General features: G+C 66.1%; 20 protein-coding genes. 16 read left to right on the top strand and 4 right to left on the bottom strand.

The window, feature by feature from the left end; genetic code table 11:
* Positions 1-116 precede the first annotated feature (116 nt).
* The 8 genes from rpsB to QUE68_RS18385 all read left to right on the top strand — a co-directional run bounded on the left by rpsB (position 117) and on the right by QUE68_RS18385 (position 9561).
* On the top strand, positions 117-953 hold the full coding sequence (gene rpsB / locus QUE68_RS18420) for a 30S ribosomal protein S2 (RefSeq protein ID WP_284227583.1): 837 nt from the start codon (positions 117-119) through the stop codon (positions 951-953).
* Positions 954-1769 carry a translation elongation factor Ts gene (gene tsf, locus QUE68_RS18415; protein ID WP_284227581.1) on the top strand — a complete coding sequence of 272 codons (816 nt, stop codon included), beginning with the start codon at positions 954-956 and terminating at the stop codon, positions 1767-1769. It abuts the gene before it with no gap.
* Between the two features lie 112 nt (positions 1770-1881).
* Complete coding sequence (locus QUE68_RS18410; RefSeq protein WP_284227579.1) at positions 1882-3336, top strand: amidase; 1455 nt, start codon at positions 1882-1884, stop codon at positions 3334-3336.
* Between the two features lie 149 nt (positions 3337-3485).
* Positions 3486-4649: an ABC transporter permease gene (locus QUE68_RS18405; RefSeq protein WP_286274229.1), complete on the top strand. Its 1164-nt coding sequence runs from the start codon at positions 3486-3488 to the stop codon at positions 4647-4649.
* Positions 4649-5215, top strand: a complete 567-nt coding sequence (locus QUE68_RS18400; protein ID WP_284227576.1) for an ABC transporter permease — start codon at positions 4649-4651, stop codon at positions 5213-5215. Before QUE68_RS18405 ends, QUE68_RS18400 begins: the two co-directional genes overlap by 1 nt.
* 33 nt (positions 5216-5248) lie before the next feature.
* Positions 5249-5971 carry an ABC transporter ATP-binding protein gene (locus QUE68_RS18395; RefSeq protein WP_284231077.1) on the top strand — a complete coding sequence of 241 codons (723 nt, stop codon included), beginning with the start codon at positions 5249-5251 and terminating at the stop codon, positions 5969-5971.
* Between the two features lie 40 nt (positions 5972-6011).
* On the top strand, positions 6012-7514 hold the full coding sequence (locus QUE68_RS18390; protein ID WP_286274228.1) for an APC family permease: 1503 nt from the start codon (positions 6012-6014) through the stop codon (positions 7512-7514).
* A 31-nt stretch (positions 7515-7545) separates the two neighbouring features.
* Positions 7546-9561 carry a primary-amine oxidase gene (locus QUE68_RS18385; RefSeq protein WP_284227573.1) on the top strand — a complete coding sequence of 672 codons (2016 nt, stop codon included), beginning with the start codon at positions 7546-7548 and terminating at the stop codon, positions 9559-9561.
* Positions 9562-9576: 15 nt separating this feature from the next.
* Here the strand turns inward: QUE68_RS18385 and QUE68_RS18380 are convergent, their stop codons facing one another.
* Positions 9577-9993: a MarR family winged helix-turn-helix transcriptional regulator gene (locus tag QUE68_RS18380; protein ID WP_284227572.1), complete on the bottom strand. Its 417-nt coding sequence runs from the start codon at positions 9991-9993 to the stop codon at positions 9577-9579.
* Between the two features lie 46 nt (positions 9994-10039).
* Between QUE68_RS18380 and QUE68_RS18375 the strand changes: the two genes are divergently transcribed.
* The 5 genes from QUE68_RS18375 (at position 10040) to rlmN (ending at position 14207) form a co-directional block, all read left to right on the top strand.
* Entirely contained in the window at positions 10040-10723 is a 684-nt protein-coding gene (locus QUE68_RS18375) for a class I SAM-dependent methyltransferase (protein WP_284227571.1), read from the top strand.
* A gap of 84 nt (positions 10724-10807) precedes the next feature.
* Complete coding sequence (gene pyrH / locus QUE68_RS18370) at positions 10808-11539, top strand: UMP kinase (protein ID WP_284227570.1); 732 nt, start codon at positions 10808-10810, stop codon at positions 11537-11539.
* 45 nt (positions 11540-11584) lie between these two features.
* Positions 11585-12142: a ribosome recycling factor gene (gene frr / locus QUE68_RS18365; RefSeq protein ID WP_284227568.1), complete on the top strand. Its 558-nt coding sequence runs from the start codon at positions 11585-11587 to the stop codon at positions 12140-12142.
* Between the two features lie 33 nt (positions 12143-12175).
* Entirely contained in the window at positions 12176-13054 is an 879-nt protein-coding gene (locus QUE68_RS18360; RefSeq protein WP_284227566.1) for a phosphatidate cytidylyltransferase, read from the top strand.
* 61 nt (positions 13055-13115) lie between these two features.
* A complete protein-coding gene (gene rlmN / locus QUE68_RS18355; protein ID WP_284227565.1) occupies positions 13116-14207 on the top strand; it encodes a 23S rRNA (adenine(2503)-C(2))-methyltransferase RlmN in 1092 nt (363 codons plus the stop codon).
* Between the two features lies 1 nt (position 14208).
* Here rlmN and QUE68_RS18350 read toward each other — a convergent pair whose 3' ends face one another.
* Both QUE68_RS18350 and QUE68_RS18345 read right to left on the bottom strand, forming a co-directional pair.
* Positions 14209-15693, bottom strand: a complete 1485-nt coding sequence (locus QUE68_RS18350; protein WP_284227564.1) for an aldehyde dehydrogenase family protein — start codon at positions 15691-15693, stop codon at positions 14209-14211.
* Positions 15694-15756: 63 nt separating this feature from the next.
* Positions 15757-16302: a TetR/AcrR family transcriptional regulator gene (locus QUE68_RS18345; protein ID WP_284227563.1), complete on the bottom strand. Its 546-nt coding sequence runs from the start codon at positions 16300-16302 to the stop codon at positions 15757-15759.
* Positions 16303-16426: 124 nt separating this feature from the next.
* On the opposite strand from QUE68_RS18345, the gene QUE68_RS18340 reads away from it, so the two are divergent.
* Positions 16427-17602 (top strand): CaiB/BaiF CoA transferase family protein, encoded by a 1176-nt coding sequence (locus QUE68_RS18340; protein WP_284227562.1) that lies wholly within the window; start codon positions 16427-16429, stop codon positions 17600-17602.
* Here the strand turns inward: QUE68_RS18340 and QUE68_RS18335 are convergent.
* Complete coding sequence (locus QUE68_RS18335) at positions 17599-18159, bottom strand: TetR/AcrR family transcriptional regulator (RefSeq protein ID WP_284227560.1); 561 nt, start codon at positions 18157-18159, stop codon at positions 17599-17601. The two genes, QUE68_RS18340 and QUE68_RS18335, sit on opposite strands and share 4 nt — an antisense overlap.
* 72 nt (positions 18160-18231) lie before the next feature.
* Between QUE68_RS18335 and QUE68_RS18330 the strand changes: the two genes are divergently transcribed.
* Together QUE68_RS18330 and QUE68_RS18325 are read left to right on the top strand one after the other, a co-directional pair.
* Complete coding sequence (locus tag QUE68_RS18330) at positions 18232-19488, top strand: cytochrome P450 (protein WP_284227558.1); 1257 nt, start codon at positions 18232-18234, stop codon at positions 19486-19488.
* Complete coding sequence (locus tag QUE68_RS18325; RefSeq protein ID WP_284227556.1) at positions 19485-19676, top strand: ferredoxin; 192 nt, start codon at positions 19485-19487, stop codon at positions 19674-19676. Before QUE68_RS18330 ends, QUE68_RS18325 begins: the two co-directional genes overlap by 4 nt.
* Positions 19677-19684: the final 8 nt, after the last annotated feature.

The following is a 19684-nucleotide window of genomic DNA, read 5'->3' as shown; positions in this document are numbered from 1 at the left end:
TCGCACTCGCATGCCGGTTGGTCCCGTGGCGACACGGGTTCGGCACGCAACGGACGCCAGGGTCCGGCATCACCCGACGCCGGACGTAAACCGACGACATAGAGGACAAGGCAATCATGCCTGTTGTAACAATGAAGCAGCTGCTGGACAGCGGCGCTCACTTCGGGCATCAGACCCGTCGCTGGAATCCCAAGATGAAGCGGTTCATCTTCACCGACCGCAACGGCATCTACATCATCGACCTGCAGCAGACGCTGACGTACATCGACACGGCGTACGAATTCGTCAAGGAGACCGTCGCCCACGGCGGCAGCATCATGATGGTCGGCACCAAGAAGCAGGCGCAGGAGTCCATCGCCGACGAGGCCACCCGTGTGGGGATGCCGTACGTCAACCAGCGCTGGCTCGGCGGCATGCTCACCAACTTCCAGACGGTCCACAAGCGCCTTCAGCGGATGAAGGAGCTGGAGGCCATGGAGCAGACCGGTGGCTTCGAAGGTCGCACCAAGAAGGAAATCTTGATGCTGACCCGCGAGAAGAACAAGCTCGAGCGCAGCCTTGGCGGTATCCGGGACATGCAGAAGGTGCCCTCGGCGATCTGGGTCGTCGACACCAACAAGGAGCACCTCGCCGTCGCGGAGGCGCGCAAGCTGCACATCCCGATCATCGCGATCCTCGACACCAACTGCGACCCGGACCTCGTCGACTACCCGATTCCGGGTAACGACGACGCCATCCGTTCGGCCGCACTGCTCACCAAGGTGATCGCCTCCGCGGTCGCCGAGGGGCTCAAGGCCCGTTCCGGTGCCGGCGCCGACAAGGGTGCCGCCGAGGGTGCCGCCGAGCCGCTGGCCGAATGGGAGCAGGAACTGCTCGCCACGGCGACCGCACCGGCTGCTGTTCCTGCCGAGGCAGAGCCGGTTGCCGCCGAAACGACACCCACGGAGGCCTAAATGGCGAACTACACCGCTGCCGACGTCAAGCGACTTCGGGAGCTCACCGGCTCGGGCATGCTCGACTGCAAGAACGCCCTCGTCGAAGCCGACGGCGATTTCGAGCGGGCTGTCGAGGTCCTGCGCATCAAGGGTGCCAAGGACGTCGGCAAGCGCGCCGAGCGGGCGACGGCTGAAGGCCTGGTCGCTGCCAAGGGTGGCGCGCTGATAGAGCTGAACTCGGAGACGGACTTCGTTGCGAAGAACGAGGAGTTTCAGGCGGTGGCCGCACAGATCGTGGCCGCGGCTGCCGAGTTCAAGGCGACCGGCGTCGAGGAGTTGAAGACCGCAGTCGTCGGTGACAGGACCGTCGAGCAGGTCATCGCCGACCTGTCGGCCAAGATCGGCGAGAAGCTGGAACTGCGTCGCGCCACGTACTTCGACGGCACAGTCGAGGCGTACCTGCACAAGCGGTCGTCCGACCTGCCGCCCGCCGTCGGTGTGCTCGTCGAGTACACCGGTGGCAACACTGACGTCGCGCACGCCGTCGCACTGCAGGTGGCGTCGATGAAGGCGAAGTACCTCACGCGTGACGACGTTCCCGCCGATGCCGTCGCCAACGAGCGTCGCATCGCCGAGGAGACGGCTCGCGAAGAGGGCAAGCCCGAGCAGGCCATGCAGAAGATCATCGAAGGTCGCCTCACCGGGTTCTTCAAGGACGTCGTCCTTCTGGAGCAGCAGGCCATCTCCGACGACAAGAAGACCGTCAAGGCCGTGATCGACGAGGCCGGACTGACCGTCACCCGGTTCGTCCGCTTCGAGGTCGGTCGCGCCTAGGCGCCAAGACGTGAGCGACGCACCAAATCGCTCATCACGGAGACCCCGCGTCCCCACCGGTGATCCCGGTGGGCGCGGGGTTTCTCCGCATCCGGGTTGCTAGCGTCGAATGATGATCTCCAACGCTGCGCGGGTATCGGCCTTCGGCGACGACGCTCTCGGTGCTCTCGACGCCACGGCGGTGGCCGAGGCCCTCCGGTCCGGCGCGGTATCCAGGGTGGAGGTCGTCGACGCGGCGATCGCCCGCACGCAGCTGGTCAACCCCCGGCTCAACGGGTTGGCCTACGAGGCCTTCGACCGGGCCCGCACCCGCGCGGCGGCCCCGACCCGTTACGGCGGGTTCTTCGACGGGGTGCCGACCTTCGTCAAGGACAACGTCGCGGTGGAGGGCATGCCGACGATGGAGGGTACCGACGCCTGGCGCCCGCGCCCGGAGACGTCGAACGGCGAATTCGCCCGCACCTACCTGTCGACGGGTCTCATCGCGCTCGGCAAGACGCAGATGTCGGAATTCGGCTTCAGTGCCGTCGCCGAGCACCCGCGTCTTGGCGCCGTGCGCAACCCCTGGAACACCGACCACACCGCCGGTGCGTCGTCGTCGGGATCCGGCGCGTTCGTCGCGGCGGGCGTCGTCCCGATCGCGCATGCCAACGACGGCGGAGGTTCGATTCGGATTCCGGCGTCGTGCAACGGGCTGGTCGGACTCAAGCCCTCGCGCGGCCGGCTGCCCCTTGACGCGAACATGCGCCAGATGCCGATCCGCATCGTGGCCAATGGAGTGGTGACCCGCTCGGTCCGTGACACCGCCGCGTTCTACCGCGAGGCCGAGAACGTCTGGCGCAACTCGAAGCTCGATCCCATCGGCGACGTGACGCGACCGGGCCGCGACCGACTGCGGATCGCGGTGTTCACCAAGTCCGTCAAGCGCGAGTGCAGTCCCGAGGTGCGCGATCAGACGCTGCGGACCGCCGCCCTCCTCGAGAGCCTGGGACACCGCGTCGAACGTCTCGACGACCCGCCGGTACCGCCGTCGTTCATCGACGACTTCCTGCTGTACTGGGCACTGCTGTCGTTCGCCCTGGTGAGAGGCGGTCGGGCCCGGTTCGGTGACACCTTCGACCGCGACAAGCTCGACAACCTCAGCCTTGGTCTGGAACGGTTCGCGGCGGGCAATCTGCACCGGCTTCCGTTGGCGATCGCCCGGCTGGCGACGCTGCGGCGCCGAACGCTCGCGCGCGTGCGGGACTACGACGTACTGCTCACTCCGACGCTGGCCGACGTTCCCCCCGCCGTCGGGCATCTCGACCCGACGGCCGACTACGAACAGATCATCGACCGGCTGGTGGACTGGGTGGCCTTCACACCGCTGCAGAACGTCACCGGCGATCCGGCAATCTCGCTACCGCTGGGCCAGTCGGTGGACGGTCTTCCCATCGGCATGATGTTCAGCGCACGACTGGGTCGCGAGGCCACGCTATTGGAGCTGGCCTACGAATTGGAGGAGGCGGTGCCGTTCGCACGCCTCGGGTCCCTCGGCGGTGCGGATTCCGAAGCCCAATCACGCTGACCGCGAACCTGATTGGTTTCACCATGGCCGCAAGGCGACGGATTTCGTCGTGGACGTGACACAGGGGCGTAACGCGACTTAGGTCGCGTTAACCTGCCGGACATCGTTAGTGGCAACCGAAGAAACACGGCGAGCTGAACATCATCGCTGTGGAGTCCCCTGCACCCACGGCCCTTCGATCACCGGCGATCGCCACTGCCTCCGGCAATACCTTCGGGTATCTGGTCCGGTTCGCATTGGCGAACATCCGTCGTCGACCCGAACGGTTTGTGCTGTCCGTCCTTGGCATTGCGCTGGCGATTGCGTGTGTCGCCATCGTCCGCACCATCTCGTCGAGCTTCGCCATCACTGGCGCCGACTCGGTGACCGAAGTATTGGGAGGAGCGCAGCTATGGGCTGTGCCCGCTGCGGGTGTGCACTTCGACCCGGACGCCCAGGCCCTGGTGGCCGACGGCGCCGCGCCGGAACTAGTGCTCCCCGCCGGTTGGACCGGCGTCCTGACCCTGTCGGGCGTCACCACCGTCAACGGTAACGAGGTCTCACTGCGCAGCGGTGATGGAATGGCCTCCGGCCAAGTGGGATTGAGTTCGGCCCTGGCCGAGCGGCTGGGTGTCGGCAGTGGCGACCGAGTGGTGATCGGCGGCCAGAGTCTGGTCGTCGACGTCGCGGGCGAGGGACAGTCCGCCGTGGTGTCCACCGAGCTCGCCCGGTCGATCGCCGGCGAGAAGGGATGGTGGACGGTGTTCGCCCCGGAGGGGCAGGAGGAGGACCGCCGCCTCGCGCAGTCCTTCAGCAGCGCGACGGGCCTGCCGTTCACTGCCGACCCTGCGGTGATGCCGGATCCAGGCGGCGCCGGTCTCGTCTACGACACCGTGGGCGGCAATGGACCGCTGACCTTCGAGCAGAAGTTCTCGGCGCTGTTCTCCGGCAAGGTGACCAGTTCCACGCTCGGACTGATCTCGACCATCGGCCTGGGGCTCGGCTTCGTGATTGCGGTCTCGTCGTTTTTGGCCGCCGTACAGGAGCGCAAGCGTGAGTTCGGCATCATGTCGAGCATCGGCCTCGCCGACGAGGTCCTGTACTTCTTCCTCGTCGAATCGGCGATCGTGTTCGTGGTCGCCTACCTGATCGGCATCGCTGGTGCGGGAGTTGCAGTGGCACTGGTGATTCCGGGTATCGCGACACCGACGGCGTGGTTGCAGGCCTCGGCGATGGTGGCCGCGTTCCTGCCCGCAATGGCCATCGTCGGAGCGCTGGTGCCGGTGCACCGGTTGCTGCAACAGAGGCCCGTCGACCTCTTGGGGGACCGCTGATGTTGAGCAAGGGTCTGGCCTACGGTTGGCTCGCCGCGCGTAGACGCATCGGTGAGATGTTGCTCCCCGTGGTGACCACCGCGACGGGCGCGTTCCTGGTGGTGCTGGTGTTCGGCATGCAGGACGGCATCCGGGCGCAGTCGGCGTCCCTCGGCCACGCCGACGAGATCGGCCGCGCCGTGATCCTGATCGCGGTGACCGTCCTGCTGGTCGGTGTCGTGGAGGTTGCCGTCGCAACCACCCGAACGGTCGCTCATCGCACCAAGGAACTCGGGGTGCTCGGCGCCAACGGAGTGCCGCGAGTGCCGGTGGTGGCGGCACTGCTCGTCGAGCCGGTGATCTCCGCCGTGGTCGGAGCCATCGTCGGCGCGGCGCTCGCCGCGGTCGTCGCACTCGGACTCGGGGCAACGGGTTTCGTACCCACCGGGGTCGCCGTCGGCGGTCTCGTGCTCGGCGCCGGCATCGCGATCGTCGTCAGCATCGTCGCTGCGTTGGCGACCAGTATCTTGCCCACCTGGACCGCAGCGTCGCGGCCACCGATTCATTCGCTCTCCGCGGGAGGCTAATTCATGACGGTCATCAACGAAAACGACGAATCCATGGACGTCGCCGATGTCGAAGCACCGGTGTCGACCCCCGGTGCGACGGCGTCGCCGGTCATCGAGGTCTCCGACGTCTGGAAGCTGCACAAGCTCGGCGACGAAGTCGTCAAGGCGCTCGTCGCGGCGGACCTGACGGTCATGCCTGGCGAGTTCGTCTGCCTGATGGGTCCGAGCGGTAGCGGAAAGTCCACCCTGCTCAACATCATCGGCGGGCTGGACCGGCCGACGAAGGGTTCGGTGACGGTGGCGGGCAAGGACACCGGGGCACTCACCGAAAGTCAGTTCGCCGCGCTGCGTCACGACACCATCGGTTTCATCTTCCAGAGTTACAACCTGATTCCGTTCCTGTCCGCGGTCGAGAACGTCGAGCTGCCCTTGATGTTCGAGCCCTACGATCGAAAGGCGTTGCGCAAGAGAGCACTCGAGCTACTCGAGCTAGTCGGTCTCAGTCACCGTCTGCACCATCAGCCCACCAAGATGTCCGGCGGTGAACAGCAGCGCACCGCTATCGCGCGATCGCTGATCAGCAACCCGACGCTCGTCCTCGCCGACGAGCCGACGGCCAACCTGGACCACAAGACGGGGGAGACGGTCGTGCGCATGCTGCGCGACCTGTGTTCGACCATGGGCGTCACCGTTGTCGCCAGTACCCACGACCCGATCGTCGCCGAAGAGGCGAGTCGCGTCGTCCGGATGAGAGACGGACAGATCGTCAACTGACCCGGTTCCCTTGGGATCCAATCCGATCAAGAGAGAAACAATGACACAAGAGATGGAAGCGCGGCCGTCCGACCGCGACGCCTTGATGACGACGGAGCTCGTGCCGGAGCAGATTCTGCCCAAGGTGATGAAGACCTTCGGGCTTACGGCTGCCTACGTCTTCATCATCTGCTGGATCACCGGATCGTCGGTGATGGCTACCGGCGGGTGGACGGCGATCCCGATGTGGGTGCTCGGCATCCTCACCTTCCTGGTGCCGGCCGGCATGGCCATCGTAGAGCTGGGCAACCTGTGGCCCGGCCAGGGTGGTGTCTACATCTGGGCGACGCGAACGATGGGCGAAACCTGGGGTTTCATCGGCGGCTACCTCTCCTGGGTGCCGGTTATCCTCAACGCCGCGTCCTCTCCCGCGGTGGTACTTCAGTTCCTGCTGTTGGCGTTCCACACCGAATTGGGACTGACCACCAGCATCATCCTGCAGTTGGTGATCCTGTGGGTGGTGGTCGGGCTGGCGTTGGCGAAACTCTCGGCCAGCCAGAAGATCATGAACGTCGTGTTCGTGGTGTACGGCGTCCTGACGCTGACGATCTTCATCTGCGGACTGCTCTTCGCCGTCGAGAACGGCTCGGCCACTCCGTTCAGCTGGGCGGAGGCGACGATTCCGAACTTCGCGGTCGCGGGCTTCCTGTACGGCACCGTCCTGCTGTACCTGCTCGGCGTCGAGACCCCGTACAACATGGGTGCGGAGTTCCTGTCGGTGCGCAAGAGCGGACCGAAGATGATCCTCTGGGGCTCAACGGCATTGGTGGTCATCTACCTGCTGACCACGGTCGGCACGATGATGGCTCTACCCAGCGACGAGATAGACCCGGTGACCGGTGTCATCGGCATGCTGGACGTCGCCGGCTTCCCCGGGTTGATGGAGATCTGCGCCGTCGTGCTGGCGGGCATCATCATCGTGGCGCTGATGACCTACCAGGTGGCCTACTCGAGGTTGATCTTCGTCTCCGGCCTGGAACGTCACCTGCCGCGGATCTTCACCCACCTGAACCCGCGTACCCGGAACCCGGTGTCTGCCATCCTCATCCAGGGTGTCATCTCGTCGCTCATCCCGGTGGGCCTGTACTCCCAGAGCAGCATGGCCAACGTGACCATCTACCTGCAGGGCGGGCTGAGCACGGTCTGGCTGCTGTCCGGGTTCTTCTTCCTGATCCCGGTGGTCGTGGCCCGCAAGAAGTACGCCGATCGGTATGTGAGCGAGAAGTTTTGGCGCATCCCGGGCGGCATGGTCGGGGTGTGGATCGTGGTCGTCATCGGTTCGGTCGGAACCGTCGGGGGTATCTACTACTCGTTCGTCACGCCGTGGATCGACGTTCCGCAGGCCACCTGGATGACGTGGGTCGGCAGTATCAGCCTGGGCATGTTCGCCCTAGGTCTGATCGTCTACGTCTTCGGCCGCCGGTCCGCGCACAAGACCAGCCAAGAGGACTCGCTGGCTCACCTGGCTGTCTTCGATCTCAAGAAGTCTGAAACCACAGAATGATGTTCACGAACCAAGAGGGAGTCGAAATCCAATGACCCTGGACAGCACCACGCTTCGCGCGGACGCTACCGAGGACAAGACCAACTATCCGCTGGACCCACTGTCGGGTGAGGAGATCCAGGCCGCGGCCGCCATCGTCATGGCGTCCGAATATGCCTCGCCGACGTTGAAGTTCGTGATGATCCAGTTGGCGGAGCCGGCGAAGACCGCCGAGTTGACGTTCGCCGGGGTCGACGTGCCCCGCTGCGCGTTCGCCACGATGTACGACGCCGCCGCGAAGATGATCTATGAGGCGGTGGTCGATCTCGGCGCCAGCATGATCGACTCGTGGAAGGCGGTTCCCGGCAAATTCCCGTCCTACCTGGTCGAGCACATGACCGGGGTGGAGGAGAAGGTTCGGGAGGATCCGCGGTGGCAGGAGGCGATGCGCAAGCGTGGCATCACCGACTTCGATCTGGCGATGATCGATCCGTGGCCGGCTGGCTACTACGGCCAAGGCGACCACTACGACAACTCGCCGTTGATCTGCCGCCCGCTGACCTTCATGCGCGCGGCGCCGTCCGAGCACGGCTACGCGCGACCGGTCGAGGGTCTAATCGTCACCTTCGACCTCGACAACATGGAGATCATCGACATCGAGGACCACGGTGTGGTGCCGATGCCGCCGACGGCGGGCAACTACGACCCGAAGTTCATGTTCGATCCGAACAACCGCCCGGCCTTCACCGAGTTCCGCTCCGACGTCAAGCCCATCGAGATCACCCAGCCCGAAGGGCCCAGCTTCACCGTCGATGGGTGGCACGTGACGTGGCAGAAGTGGTCCATGCGCATCGGCTTCAATCCGCGCGAGGGAATCACGTTGCACGAGGTGACCTACGCCGACCGCGGCGAGACGCGACCGATCCTCTACCGAGGGTCGCTGTCGGAGATGGTGGTGCCCTACGGCGACACGTCGCCAACGCACTGGAACAAGAACGTCTTCGACATGGGCGAGGTCGGGATGGGCTTCTCGGCCAACCCGTTGACACTCGGTTGCGACTGCCTCGGCGAGATCCACTACTTCGACGGCACGGTCAACGATTCCGACGGCAACCCGGTGACGATTCCCAACGCCATCTGCATGCACGAGGAGGACTACGGAATCTCCTGGAAGCACACGGACTTCCGTACCGGTGAGGTCGAGGTCCGGCGGTCGCGTCGGCTCGTCGTCTCGATGATCTGCACGGTGGGCAACTACGAGTACGGATTCTTCTGGTACTTCTACAACGACGCCTCGATCGAGGTCGAGGTCAAGCTGTCCGGCGTGCTCACCACCGGTTCGATCGCCGAGGGTGAGGTCCCGCGTTGGGGCAAGTTGGTCGCCCCGGGCGTCTACGGCCCGAACCATCAGCACTTCTTCAACTTCCGGCTCGACATGAGCGTCGACGGGCCGGGAAACAGTGTGTACGAGGTGGATTCGATCCCGGAGCCCGATCCCGAGCTGAACCCGCACAACAATGCCTGGATCACCCAGGACACCCTGGTGGCGTCCGAGGGCGAGGGCGCTCGCGATTGGGATTGGAAGACGGGCCGGTACTGGAAGGTCGCCAACCCGTCGAAGATCAACGAGCTGGGGAGCCCGACGGCGTACAAGTTGGTCCCCAAGGACATCGTGCCGGTGATGGTGCAGGAGGGTTCCTACATCTACGACCGCGCGCGGTTCGTCCAGCACAACCTGTGGGTCACCAAGTACGACAAGTCGGAGTTGTACGCCGCGGGCGACTACATGTACCAGTCGGCGGAAGCACAGGGGCTGCCGGAGTTCGTCGCGGACGATGCGCCGCTGGAGGACACCGACGTGGTGCTCTGGTACACCCTCGGTGCACATCACGTGGTTCGGCCGGAGGACTGGCCGGTGATGCCGTGTGCCTACACGGGATTCCATCTGAAGCCGATTGGTTTCTTCGACGGCAACCCGGCGCTGGACATTCCGCCGACGCCGCCGAAGGCGTGCCATGGCGCCCACCACGCGGGATTGCCCGTCGCTGAACGGGCCATGGAGTCCTAACTCGGGGTAGTGCCCTCAGCCCAGGGTGGCGAGCAGTGTCTTGAAGACCGCTCGCTGCTCTGGGCTGAGTGGTGCCAGCACCTTCGTCTCTGCGTCGTGCACCCCGGCGTCGGTACGGGCCAGCAGGCCGACGCCGTCCCTGGTGAGCTCGGCCGGCAGCGAGCGGCCGGAGGCCACCGAGGCCGGCCGGGTCACCAGACCACGGTCCTGCAGCCCGCGTACCACCATGTTCATCGCCTGCGGCGAGACGCTGACCTCACGGGCCAGGTCGGCGTTGGACAGGCCGGGTGACTTCGCCAGGAAGCGCATGCAGATGTACTGCGGGAACGAGATTCCCAGTGGCTCGAGGACCGATGACGTCACTTCGGTGCGCAACGACGTGGCCAATCGGTGGAGGAGGTAACCCAGCGGGTCGTCCCCGGCATCGCTCATGTCAAGGATCTTGACACATATCAACTAGATTGATAAACAGGTACGTATGACTCGTCTCACCGATGACATGTTCGATTCCGCCTACCGCGGGGAGGCCGAGCAGATCGGCCTTGGCGCCAAGCCGCCCTGGAGCATCGGCGAACCGCAGCCGGACATCGCCGCAGTGATCGCGGCGGGCAAGATCCACGGCGACGTTCTGGACGCCGGCTGCGGCGAGGCTGCGACGGCGCTCGCGCTCGCCGAACGGGGCTTCACCACCGTCGGCCTCGATCAGTCCGCCACTGCGATCGCACTGGCTCGCGAGGAGGCCGCTCGGCGAGGTCTGACCAACGCCACCTTCGACGTCGCCGACATCAGCGACTTCACCGGGTATGACGGCCGCTTCGGCACCATCGTCGACTCCACGCTCTTCCACTCGATGCCGGTCGAGCTCCGCGAGGGCTACCAACGTTCCATCGTGCGGGCGGCCGCACCGGGGGCGTCGTACTTCGTGCTGGTCTTCGACAGCACCTCCATGCCCGCCGTGGGCCCCGTCAACGCGGTCACCGAGCAGGAGCTCCGCGACGTGGTGTCGGCGTACTGGGTCATCGACGACGTACGGCCGGCCCGCATCCACGGAAACTTCGTCCCCGGCGCCCATCTCGAGGACTTCGCCGGTTCCGGCATCCGGGAGGAGGCCAACGGTCGGATGTCGATGGGTGCCTGGTTGCTGTCCGCGCACCTGGCCTGACGCGCGTCGGCGCTACCCGTCGGCGCCCACGGTCCAGCCGTTTGGCAGGATTGGGGGCGTCGTCGCGGAGCCGAAGGAGTCAGGATGGCGGAATCGGTCCTCGCCGGCCAGTCGGGTTACTCCCGTGTGCTGCTGAAACTGGGCGGGGAGATGTTCGGCGGTGGCCACGTCGGTCTTGATCCCGACGTGGTGGCTCTCGTCGCCCGGCAGATCGCCGAGGTCGTCCGCGGCGGTGTGCAGGTCGCCGTGGTCATCGGCGGAGGCAATTTCTTCCGAGGGGCGCAGCTACAGCAGCGCGGTATGGAGCGCAGCCGGTCGGATTACATGGGCATGCTCGGCACCGTCATGAACAGCCTTGCGCTACAAGACTTCCTGGAGAAGGAAGGCATCGACACCCGCGTGCAGACCGCCATCACGATGGGCCAGGTCGCCGAGCCCTACATCCCAGGTCGCGCCCGTCGGCATCTGGAGAAGGGGCGCGTCGTCATCTTCGGCGCAGGCATGGGCCTGCCCTACTTCTCGACCGACACCACGGCCGCGCAACGCGCGCTCGAGATCGGCGCCGACGTGGTCTTGATGGCCAAGGCGGTCGACGGCGTCTTCACCGACGACCCGCGGAAGAACCCGGATGCCGAGCTCCTCAAGACCATCACCCATCGCGAGGTCATCGACCGTGGCCTTCAGGTCGCCGACGCCACCGCGTTCAGCCTCTGCATGGACAACCGCATGCCCATCCTCGTGTTCAACCTGCTCACCGACGGAAATATCGCGCGCGCGGTGGCAGGTGAGAGGATTGGCACACTGGTCACCACCTAGGCGGCGGACGACCGGGCGAGCGCTTGCGGACGGGAGAAGAAACACGTGATCGACGAAACCCTCTTCGATGCCGAGGAGAAGATGGAGAAGGCGGTGTCGGTGGCCCGCGACGACCTGTCGTCCATTCGCACCGGCCGCGCCAACCCCGGCATGTTCAATCGGGTGAAGGTCGAGTACTACGGCTCTCCGACGCCCATCACCCAGCTCTCCAGCATCAACGTGCCAGAGGCCCGGCTCGTCGTCATCAAGCCCTACGAGGCCAACCAGCTGCGCGCCATCGAGGACGCCATCCGCAATTCGGATCTCGGGGTCAACCCCGGCAACGACGGCAACGTCATCCGCATCTCGATTCCCCAGCTGACCGAGGAGCGCCGCCGCGACCTCGTCAAGCAGGCCAAGTCAAAGGGTGAGGACGCCAAGGTCACGGTGCGCAACATCCGTCGCAAGGCGATGGAGGAGCTCGAGCGCATCAAGAAGGACGGCGAGGCAGGCGAAGACGAGGTGGGCCGTGCCGAGAAGGACCTGGACAAGAGCACCCAGACCTACACCGGCCAGATCGATGACCTGGTGAAGCACAAAGAAGGCGAGCTGCTGGAGGTCTAGGTCACCGGAGACCAGACCTTCAGCAACAGCACGGTGGCAGACACCGATACGGCTCCCGTCGGTGGAGCCGACTCGTCCGAGCCCACGAAGAAGGCGGGCCGGGCCGGGCGCAACCTGCCCGCCGCGATCGGGGTCGGGGCGTTCCTCGGGTTCGGCGTCATCGCCATCCTGGTGTTCGCGCCGTTGGGCTGGGTGCCGGTCGTCGCGGTCGCCATGGCCGTGGCCACCCACGAGGTGGTCCGGCGACTGCGGACCGCCGGATACGCGATCCCGATCATCCCGCTGCTTCTCGGTGGTCAGGCCATCGTCTGGTTGACATGGCCCTTCGGGCCTACGGGCGCCCTTGGCGCGTTCGGCGCGACTGTCGTCGTGTGCATGATCTGGCGCCTGCTCTCGGGTGGGCTCAAGGACCCGCCGGTGAACTACCTGCGCGACGTCACGGCGACCATCTTCCTGACGGCCTGGATCCCGCTGTTTGGCGCCTTCGGGGTGCTGCTGGTCTATCCCGAGGACGGACGCTGGCGGGTGCTGTGTCTGATGCTGGGCGTCGTCTTCTCCGACATCGGTGGCTATGCCGCAGGCGTGCTGTTCGGCAAGCACCCGATGGTGCCGGCGATCAGCCCGAAGAAGTCTTGGGAGGGGTTCGCGGGCTCGCTGATCTTCGGCACGGCCGCCTCGGTGTTCGCCGTGGTCTTCCTGCTCGACAAGCCCGCCTGGGTGGGTCTCCCACTGGGGCTGATGCTCGTCGTGACCGGCACGCTCGGCGATCTCATCGAATCTCAGGTGAAGCGCGATCTGGGAATCAAGGACATGGGCACCTTGTTGCCAGGACACGGAGGTCTGATGGACCGTCTCGACTCGGTGCTGCCCTCGGCCGTCGCGACGTGGGTCGTCCTGACGCTTCTTGCCTGAGAGCCCGCCGGTCGTCGAGCGGCTGGCGTTCTCACCGATCGGAGTACCTTTGAGCGACATCATGAAACTTCCCCTGGTCTTCGAGGCCCCGCGCCGCGGCACGCCGCCGCGGCACTTCGCCGACCTCGATGACGACGCCCGCGCCGCCGCGGTCGCCGAGCTGGGCTTGCCCGCATTTCGCGGGAAGCAGTTGGCGAATCAGTACTTCGGCAGGCTGATCGCCGACCCGCGCGCCATGACCGATCTGCCGGCGGCCATGCGCGAACGCGTCGCGGACACGTTGTTCCCGGACCTGCTGAACGTCGTGCGGTCGATCGAGTGTGATGGCGCCGAGACGCGAAAGACGTTGTGGCGGGCGGTCGACGGCACCACCTTCGAGTCGGTGCTGATGCGGTACCCGCAGCGCAACACGGTGTGCATCTCGTCACAGGCGGGCTGCGGGATGGCATGCCCGTTCTGCGCCACCGGGCAGGGCGGCCTCACCAGGAACCTCTCCACCGCCGAGATTCTCGAGCAGGTACGGGCGGCGTCGGCCGCCATGCGCGACGAGCATGACGGCCGGCTGTCGAACATCGTCTTCATGGGCATGGGCGAGCCGTTGGCCAACTACAACCGGGTCCTCGCTTCGGTGAAGCGGATCATCGCACCCCCGCCCGACGGGTTCGGTATTTCGGCGCGGTCGGTCACGGTCTCGACGGTCGGGTTGGCGCCCGCGATCCGCAAGCTCGCCGACGAACGCCTCGGCGTCACGCTGGCGTTGTCACTGCACGCCCCCGACGACGAGTTGCGCGACACGCTGGTGCCGGTCAACAACAGGTGGAACGTGGGCGAAGCCCTCGACGCCGCACGGTATTACGCGGACGTGACCGGGCGTCGCGTGTCGATCGAGTACGCGCTGATCCGCGACGTGAACGACCAACCCTGGCGGGCGGACCTCCTCGGCAAGAAGTTGCATGGCGCACTGGGGCCGCTGGTGCACGTCAACGTCATCCCATTGAACCCGACACCGGGGAGCAAGTGGGACGCAAGTCCCAAACCGGCCGAGCGCGAGTTCGTCAAGCGGGTCCGCGAGCGCGGGGTGTCCTGCACGGTGCGCGACACCCGCGGTCGCGAGATCGCGGCAGCCTGCGGTCAACTCGCCGCCGAGGGCTAACTCACGCAGGCAGCCCGATCGTCTTGCCCTCCAGGTACTCCCGGTAGCCTTCGTCACCGTTGCGGCGGCCCAGCCCGCTCTGCTTGGTGCCGCCGAAGGGGCTGCTGATGCCGAAGTGCGACTTGCCGTTGATGGTGACGTTTCCGGTGCGCATCCGCCGGGCCACGGCCATCGCCCGGTCCACGTCGCCGGAGGACACCTCCCCGGACAGGCCGTAGATGGAGTTGTTGGCGATGGCGATCGCGTCGTCGTCGGTGTCGTACGGCGTGACGGTCAGTACCGGACCGAAGATCTCCTCCTGTGAGATCTGCCAGTCCGGGTCGACGTCCGCCAGCAGGGTGGGCTGCACGTAGTACCCCACGGGGAGATTCGGGGGGATCCCACCGCCGGTCACGAGGCGGGCTCCGGAGTCGATGCCCGCCGTGACGAGCCGCAGCACCTTCTCACGTTGGCCCTCGCTGATCTGGGGCCCCTGCATGTTGCCCGGCGTCCACGGATCACCGACCGGGAAGTTCTCCATACTGGTCTTCAACAGTTCGATGCCCTCTTCGTAGCGGCTGCGCGGCAACAGGATTCGGCTGGGCAGGATGCAGGACTGCCCCGACATGACGCATGCCATCATCGCCGCCAGCGGGAGCGCAGCGTTGAAGTCGGCATCGTCGAGGACGATGTGTGCGGACTTGCCGCCCAATTCGAGCAGCGTCTTCTTCACCGTCGCGGCGCCCGCCGCCAGGATGGCCCGGCCGGTAGCCGTCGATCCCGTGAACGTGATCATGTCCACCCGCGGATCGGCCGACAGGGCGGCGCCCACCTCGTTGGCGTTCGACAGCACGACGTTGAACACACCGGGCGGAATGTCGGTCTCCTCGGCAACGATGCGGCCGTACTCGCTACCCGACCATGGCGTCAGCTGTGCCGGCTTGAGGACGACGGTGTTGCCCGCCATCAGTGCAGGCACTGTCTCGGCGACGTTGAGGTAGAACGGCACGTTCCACGGCGTGATGGCGCCCACCACGCCGATCGGTTCGTAGGCGATCTTGCGACGCGCCGGACCCATCGGCGTGTCATGCACGCCGGTGTCGACGAGGTAGTCGAAGTTCCTGCCGTGCTCGGCCCAGTGGGTGACCTCGGCGATCGGGCTCTCGATCTGGCTGCCCGACACGGTGACTGGACAACCGACTTCGGTGATCAACACCCGCCGCAGGTGTTCCTTGTTGCGGTCCAGGGCCGCAGCCAGTTGCGTCAGACAGTGGTACCGGAACTCCAGATCCCGCGACCAGTCCGTCTCGTCGAACGCACGGCGGGCCGCCCCGACCGCGGCCGCCATGTCGTCGATCGTGCCATCGGTCGCCTGACCGGCCACCTGCTCGGTCGCCGGATCGATGACGTCGAACGACGCCCCACCGGCCGCATGGCGCAACTCGCCATCGATCAACATCCGCTCGTCGCCGGCGAGGACACCCGATTCGTGCTGCACGCTCGTCATGGAGCGAGCCTTACAAATCAGCGCCCATTTGTCAGGCCGTTGGCCGATCCGACGACGGGTCGTTCAGTCGGGAGTCTTGATCCCGACGGCGTGGCGGAGCTGGGCCAGGAACTGGTCGTCGTCATCGCTGCGGACGATGTAGTGGCAGACCGCGACGCGGACCGCGGTCGCAGCCTTGACGGCGGCATTCGGCCCCGAGAGCAGCTTCACCAGACGGGTGCGCATGAGGGGGATGATGCGTGACAGCTCGGCGATCACCACCTCGGGTTCGATGTCGACGAGCCGGACCCCGGAGTAGGACTGTTGGTAGTCGACGATGAACCGCAATGCGGCATCGAGCTTCTCGTTGCCCCGAAGTCCTGCCGTCGCCGTGTTGATCCCCGAGTCGAAGAGGTCGCGTTCGTAGACCCCGAAGGCAGTGAGGAGCTCTTCCTTGGACGCGAACCAGCGGTAGAGCGTCGGCCGCGACACGCCTGCCTGCAAGGCGACCTCGGAGAGGCTCAGCTTGGTCTGACCGCTGCTGCCCAGCACCTCCCTGGTGGCGGCGAGAATCCGGGTCCTGGTCGAGGTGTCCTCGCCGGCTTCACCGGCGGCGCGCTCCGCAGTCATCGGTTCATCCACTTCCCAGCTCTGTCAGTTCCGAACGTTGCAGATGCTCCGCCGATCGTAAGGTACCCAGGAGCCGCGAAAGCGACCAACCGGACAACCCGAGCTCGCCGAGGAGAGGTTCACCGTGACCGGACCGCTGGATGGCATCAAGGTCGTCGAGCTCGGGGTGTGGGTGGCGGCGCCCGCGGCCGGAGGCATCCTGGCCGACTGGGGCGCCGACGTCGTCAAGATCGAACCGCCCGCCGGTGATCCCGCCCGCTCGTTCGGCCGCATGCTGCAGATCGCGTCGGGAGAGAACCCGCCCTTCGAGATGGACAACCGGTCCAAGCGCAGCATCGTGCTGGACCTGGCCACCGAGGCCGGGCTGTCGGTGGCGTTCGACCTGCTGACCGACGCCGACGTCTTCGTCACCAACGTGCGACCTGCGGCGCTGCAACGCCTCGGTCTGGACTTCGCCGCGGTCGCCGATCGCAATCCACGCCTGGTGTACGGACTCATCACCGGCTACGGCATGGCAGGTCCCGACGCGGACCGGGCGGCGTATGACGTCGCCGCGTTCTGGGCGCGGGCCGGGTTGGCCGACCTGCTCACCCGGCCCGGGGATACGCCTCCGTTCCAGCGCGGCGGCATGGGTGACCACACGGTCGCCATGACGTTGGCGGGCGCGGTCTGCGCCGCGCTGGTCTCCCGCCAGCGCACCGGGCTGGGCCAATTGGTGACGACCTCGCTCTACCGCCAGGGCGCCTACACGGTCAGCTTCGATCTCAACACGCTGCTGCTGACAGGTCAGCAGGTCGCGATCGGGCAGCGGGAGTCGATGGGCAACCCGTGCATGAACAACTACGCCGCCGGCGACGGACGACGGTTCTGGATCGTCGGACTCCAGGGTGACCGCCACTGGCCCGCCCTCTGTCGCGCGGTGGACCGGACCGCGTGGCTCGACGACGACCGATTCGCCACCGCGCGGGCGCGGGCGGGTAACGGCACGGAGCTGATCGCCGAACTCGACGCGATCTTCGCCACCAAGCCGTTGGACGCGTGGGCCCAGATCTTCGCGACCGAACCGGACTTCTTCTGGTCACCCGTGAACTCGATCTCCGACGTGCTGGCCGACGAGCAGTTTCACGCCGCCGGTGGGGTGGTCTACGTGCCCGACGGCGACACGACGCAGCCGATGGTGGCCACGCCCGCGGACTTTCACGGCACGCCGTGGAAGCCGACGGCAGCGGCGCCCGGCCTCGGACAACACACCGAGGAGATCCTCGCAGAGCTCGCCACCCGGCGGCGTGGTGGTGGCTAACTGCGCGAATGCCTATGTCCTGCAGCGTATTTGAGCTGGGCGAGGAACTCGTCGTCATCGTCGCTGCGCACCAGGTAGTGCGATATCGCCACTCGGACCACGGCCGCTGCCGCGATGTCGGCGTCGGGCCCTGGGATCAACCGCTCGAACTGCCGACGCATGAGCGGAATTACGCGCGCTAGCCGGGGGATGACGTGCTCGGGTTCGACGTCGACCATGCGCAGGCCCGGGTAGGAGTGCTGGTATTCGACGATCACTCGCAGCGCAGCCTCCAGGCGCTGTGCCCTGGGTAATCCGACGTAGGCCCGTGCCACCGCCTGCTCGTAGAAGGAGCGCTCCCACACCACGAAGGCGTCCAGCAGGTCCTGCTTGGACCCGAACCAGCGGTACAACGTGGGCCGTGAGACACCCGCCTGCGTCGCAACGTCGGACAGGCTGAGCTTGTTGATCCCGTTGCTGCCCAATACCTCGGCCGTCGCGGCGAGGATCCGCTCTCGGGTCGAGGTGTCGGCCTCGACCGGCCGCACCGCCTCGTCGCCCGGCAACGGTCGCGTCATCGCAATAGCTTTACAAATTATTACCCAAGTGTCACGCTATCGGCGTCAAGGCTCGGTGAAGGGAGGCTCTCGGTGACGGCTCCTACGGCGTCCGCGGCACGCGACTTCAGCGACCATGACATCACCTCACACCGCTTTTGGGCTCAGCCGTTCGACGAACGCGACCGCACGTTCGCCGCGTTGCGCGCCTCTGAAGGGCTCACCTGGCACCGGCCCCTGCCTTCGCTGTTCGAGCTGGAGGAGCCGGGGTTCTGGGCGCTCGCGCGTCGAGCCGACATCGCCTTCGTCAGCACCCATCCCGAATTGTTCACCTCGGCGCAGGGGGTGGCCCTCGATCCCATGCCCGCCGACGTGCAGCGGTTCGCCTCGTTCTTCCTGACGATGGATCCACCGCAGCACACCGTCTATCGACGGCTGATCAGCTCGGCGTTCACTCCGCGCAACGTCCGTCGGATCGACGAGCAGATTCATGCCACGGCGGTCAAGGTCGTCGACGATCTGATCGGCGTGGGTGAGATCGACTTCGTCGCAAGCTGTTCCGCGCGGCTGCCGATGTTGACCATCATGGACATGCTGGGCGTTCCGCCATCCGAGCAGCCGGGCGTGGCGAAGGCGGCCGAGAAGCTCTTCGGCATGAGCGATGACGAGTACAGCACGATCGAGGAACGCGCCGCCGACACGATCAACGAGATCATGCTGCTGTCGAGCACCGGCGCCGAGCTGGCAAAGTATCGGCGCCACCACCCCGGAGACGATCTGATGACGAGCATCGTCGACGCCGAGGTCGACGGGCATCGACTCACCGACGAGGAAATCGGCTCGTTCCTCATCCTGCTGGCCTCGGCGGGCAATGACACCACCAAACAGGCCACCACGCACGCCATCATGGCACTGGTCGAGAACCCGGCCCAGCGCGCTTGGCTGATGGAGGACTTCGACGGGCGAATCGGTACTGCGATCGAAGAATTCGTGCGCTGGTCGTCGCCCGTGCTGCAGTTCGCCCGTTTCGCCGTCGAGGACACCGAGGTCGCGGGCCAACCCATCGAGGCGGGGGACAAGGTCGGGCTGTTCTACTGTTCGGCCAACCGCGACGAGAGCGTATTCGACGCACCGGCCGAGTTCGACCTCTCCCGGTCGCCCAATCCCCACCTCGGCTTCGGCGGCGGCGGCCCGCACTTCTGTCTCGGCAACCAGTTGACCAAGAGTGAGCTGCGAAACCTGTTCTATGAGTTGCTCACTCGCCTGAAGCACATCGAGCTCGGTCAGCCCGATCTCCTCCACAGCACCTTCGTCCACGGGGTCAAGCGACTGCCGGCCGTCATCCGATGAGGGTGGAGGTAGACCTCGCCAGGTGCACCGGTCACGGGATCTGCGAATCGATCGCCGAGGACGTCTTCGAGGTGCAGGACGACGGGAGCGTGCTGATTCACGACGCGACGCGGCCCGACGGTGACGAGGTCCGGATGCGGCAAGCGGTGACCCAGTGTCCGGCCGCCGCACTCCGGTTGGTGGACTGAGGGTTTGG

The organism is Mycolicibacterium sp. TUM20985, from assembly GCF_030295745.1.
Lineage (GTDB): Bacteria > Actinomycetota > Actinomycetes > Mycobacteriales > Mycobacteriaceae > Mycobacterium.
The sequence above is the reverse complement of the archived record's forward strand: the minus strand, read 5'-3'. Positions and strand labels throughout refer to the sequence as shown.

What these genes read in the sequence shown, in the direction of transcription:
- rpsB (WP_284227583.1), top strand. Translation starts at nt 117, where the DNA reads ATGCCTGTTGTAACAATGAAGCAGCTGCTGGACAGCGGCGCTCACTTC.
- tsf (WP_284227581.1), top strand. Translation starts at nt 954, where the DNA reads ATGGCGAACTACACCGCTGCCGACGTCAAGCGACTTCGGGAGCTCACC.
- QUE68_RS18410 (WP_284227579.1), top strand. Translation starts at nt 1,882, where the DNA reads ATGATCTCCAACGCTGCGCGGGTATCGGCCTTCGGCGACGACGCTCTC.
- QUE68_RS18400 (WP_284227576.1), top strand. Translation starts at nt 4,649, where the DNA reads ATGTTGAGCAAGGGTCTGGCCTACGGTTGGCTCGCCGCGCGTAGACGC.
- QUE68_RS18395 (WP_284231077.1), top strand. Translation starts at nt 5,249, where the DNA reads ATGGACGTCGCCGATGTCGAAGCACCGGTGTCGACCCCCGGTGCGACG.
- QUE68_RS18390 (WP_286274228.1), top strand. Translation starts at nt 6,012, where the DNA reads ATGACACAAGAGATGGAAGCGCGGCCGTCCGACCGCGACGCCTTGATG.
- QUE68_RS18385 (WP_284227573.1), top strand. Translation starts at nt 7,546, where the DNA reads ATGACCCTGGACAGCACCACGCTTCGCGCGGACGCTACCGAGGACAAG.
- QUE68_RS18380 (WP_284227572.1), bottom strand. Translation starts at nt 9,993, where the DNA reads ATGAGCGATGCCGGGGACGACCCGCTGGGTTACCTCCTCCACCGATTG.
- QUE68_RS18375 (WP_284227571.1), top strand. Translation starts at nt 10,040, where the DNA reads ATGACTCGTCTCACCGATGACATGTTCGATTCCGCCTACCGCGGGGAG.
- pyrH (WP_284227570.1), top strand. Translation starts at nt 10,808, where the DNA reads ATGGCGGAATCGGTCCTCGCCGGCCAGTCGGGTTACTCCCGTGTGCTG.
- rlmN (WP_284227565.1), top strand. Translation starts at nt 13,116, where the DNA reads ATGAAACTTCCCCTGGTCTTCGAGGCCCCGCGCCGCGGCACGCCGCCG.
- QUE68_RS18350 (WP_284227564.1), bottom strand. Translation starts at nt 15,693, where the DNA reads ATGACGAGCGTGCAGCACGAATCGGGTGTCCTCGCCGGCGACGAGCGG.
- QUE68_RS18345 (WP_284227563.1), bottom strand. Translation starts at nt 16,302, where the DNA reads ATGACTGCGGAGCGCGCCGCCGGTGAAGCCGGCGAGGACACCTCGACC.
- QUE68_RS18335 (WP_284227560.1), bottom strand. Translation starts at nt 18,159, where the DNA reads ATGACGCGACCGTTGCCGGGCGACGAGGCGGTGCGGCCGGTCGAGGCC.
- QUE68_RS18325 (WP_284227556.1), top strand. Translation starts at nt 19,485, where the DNA reads ATGAGGGTGGAGGTAGACCTCGCCAGGTGCACCGGTCACGGGATCTGC.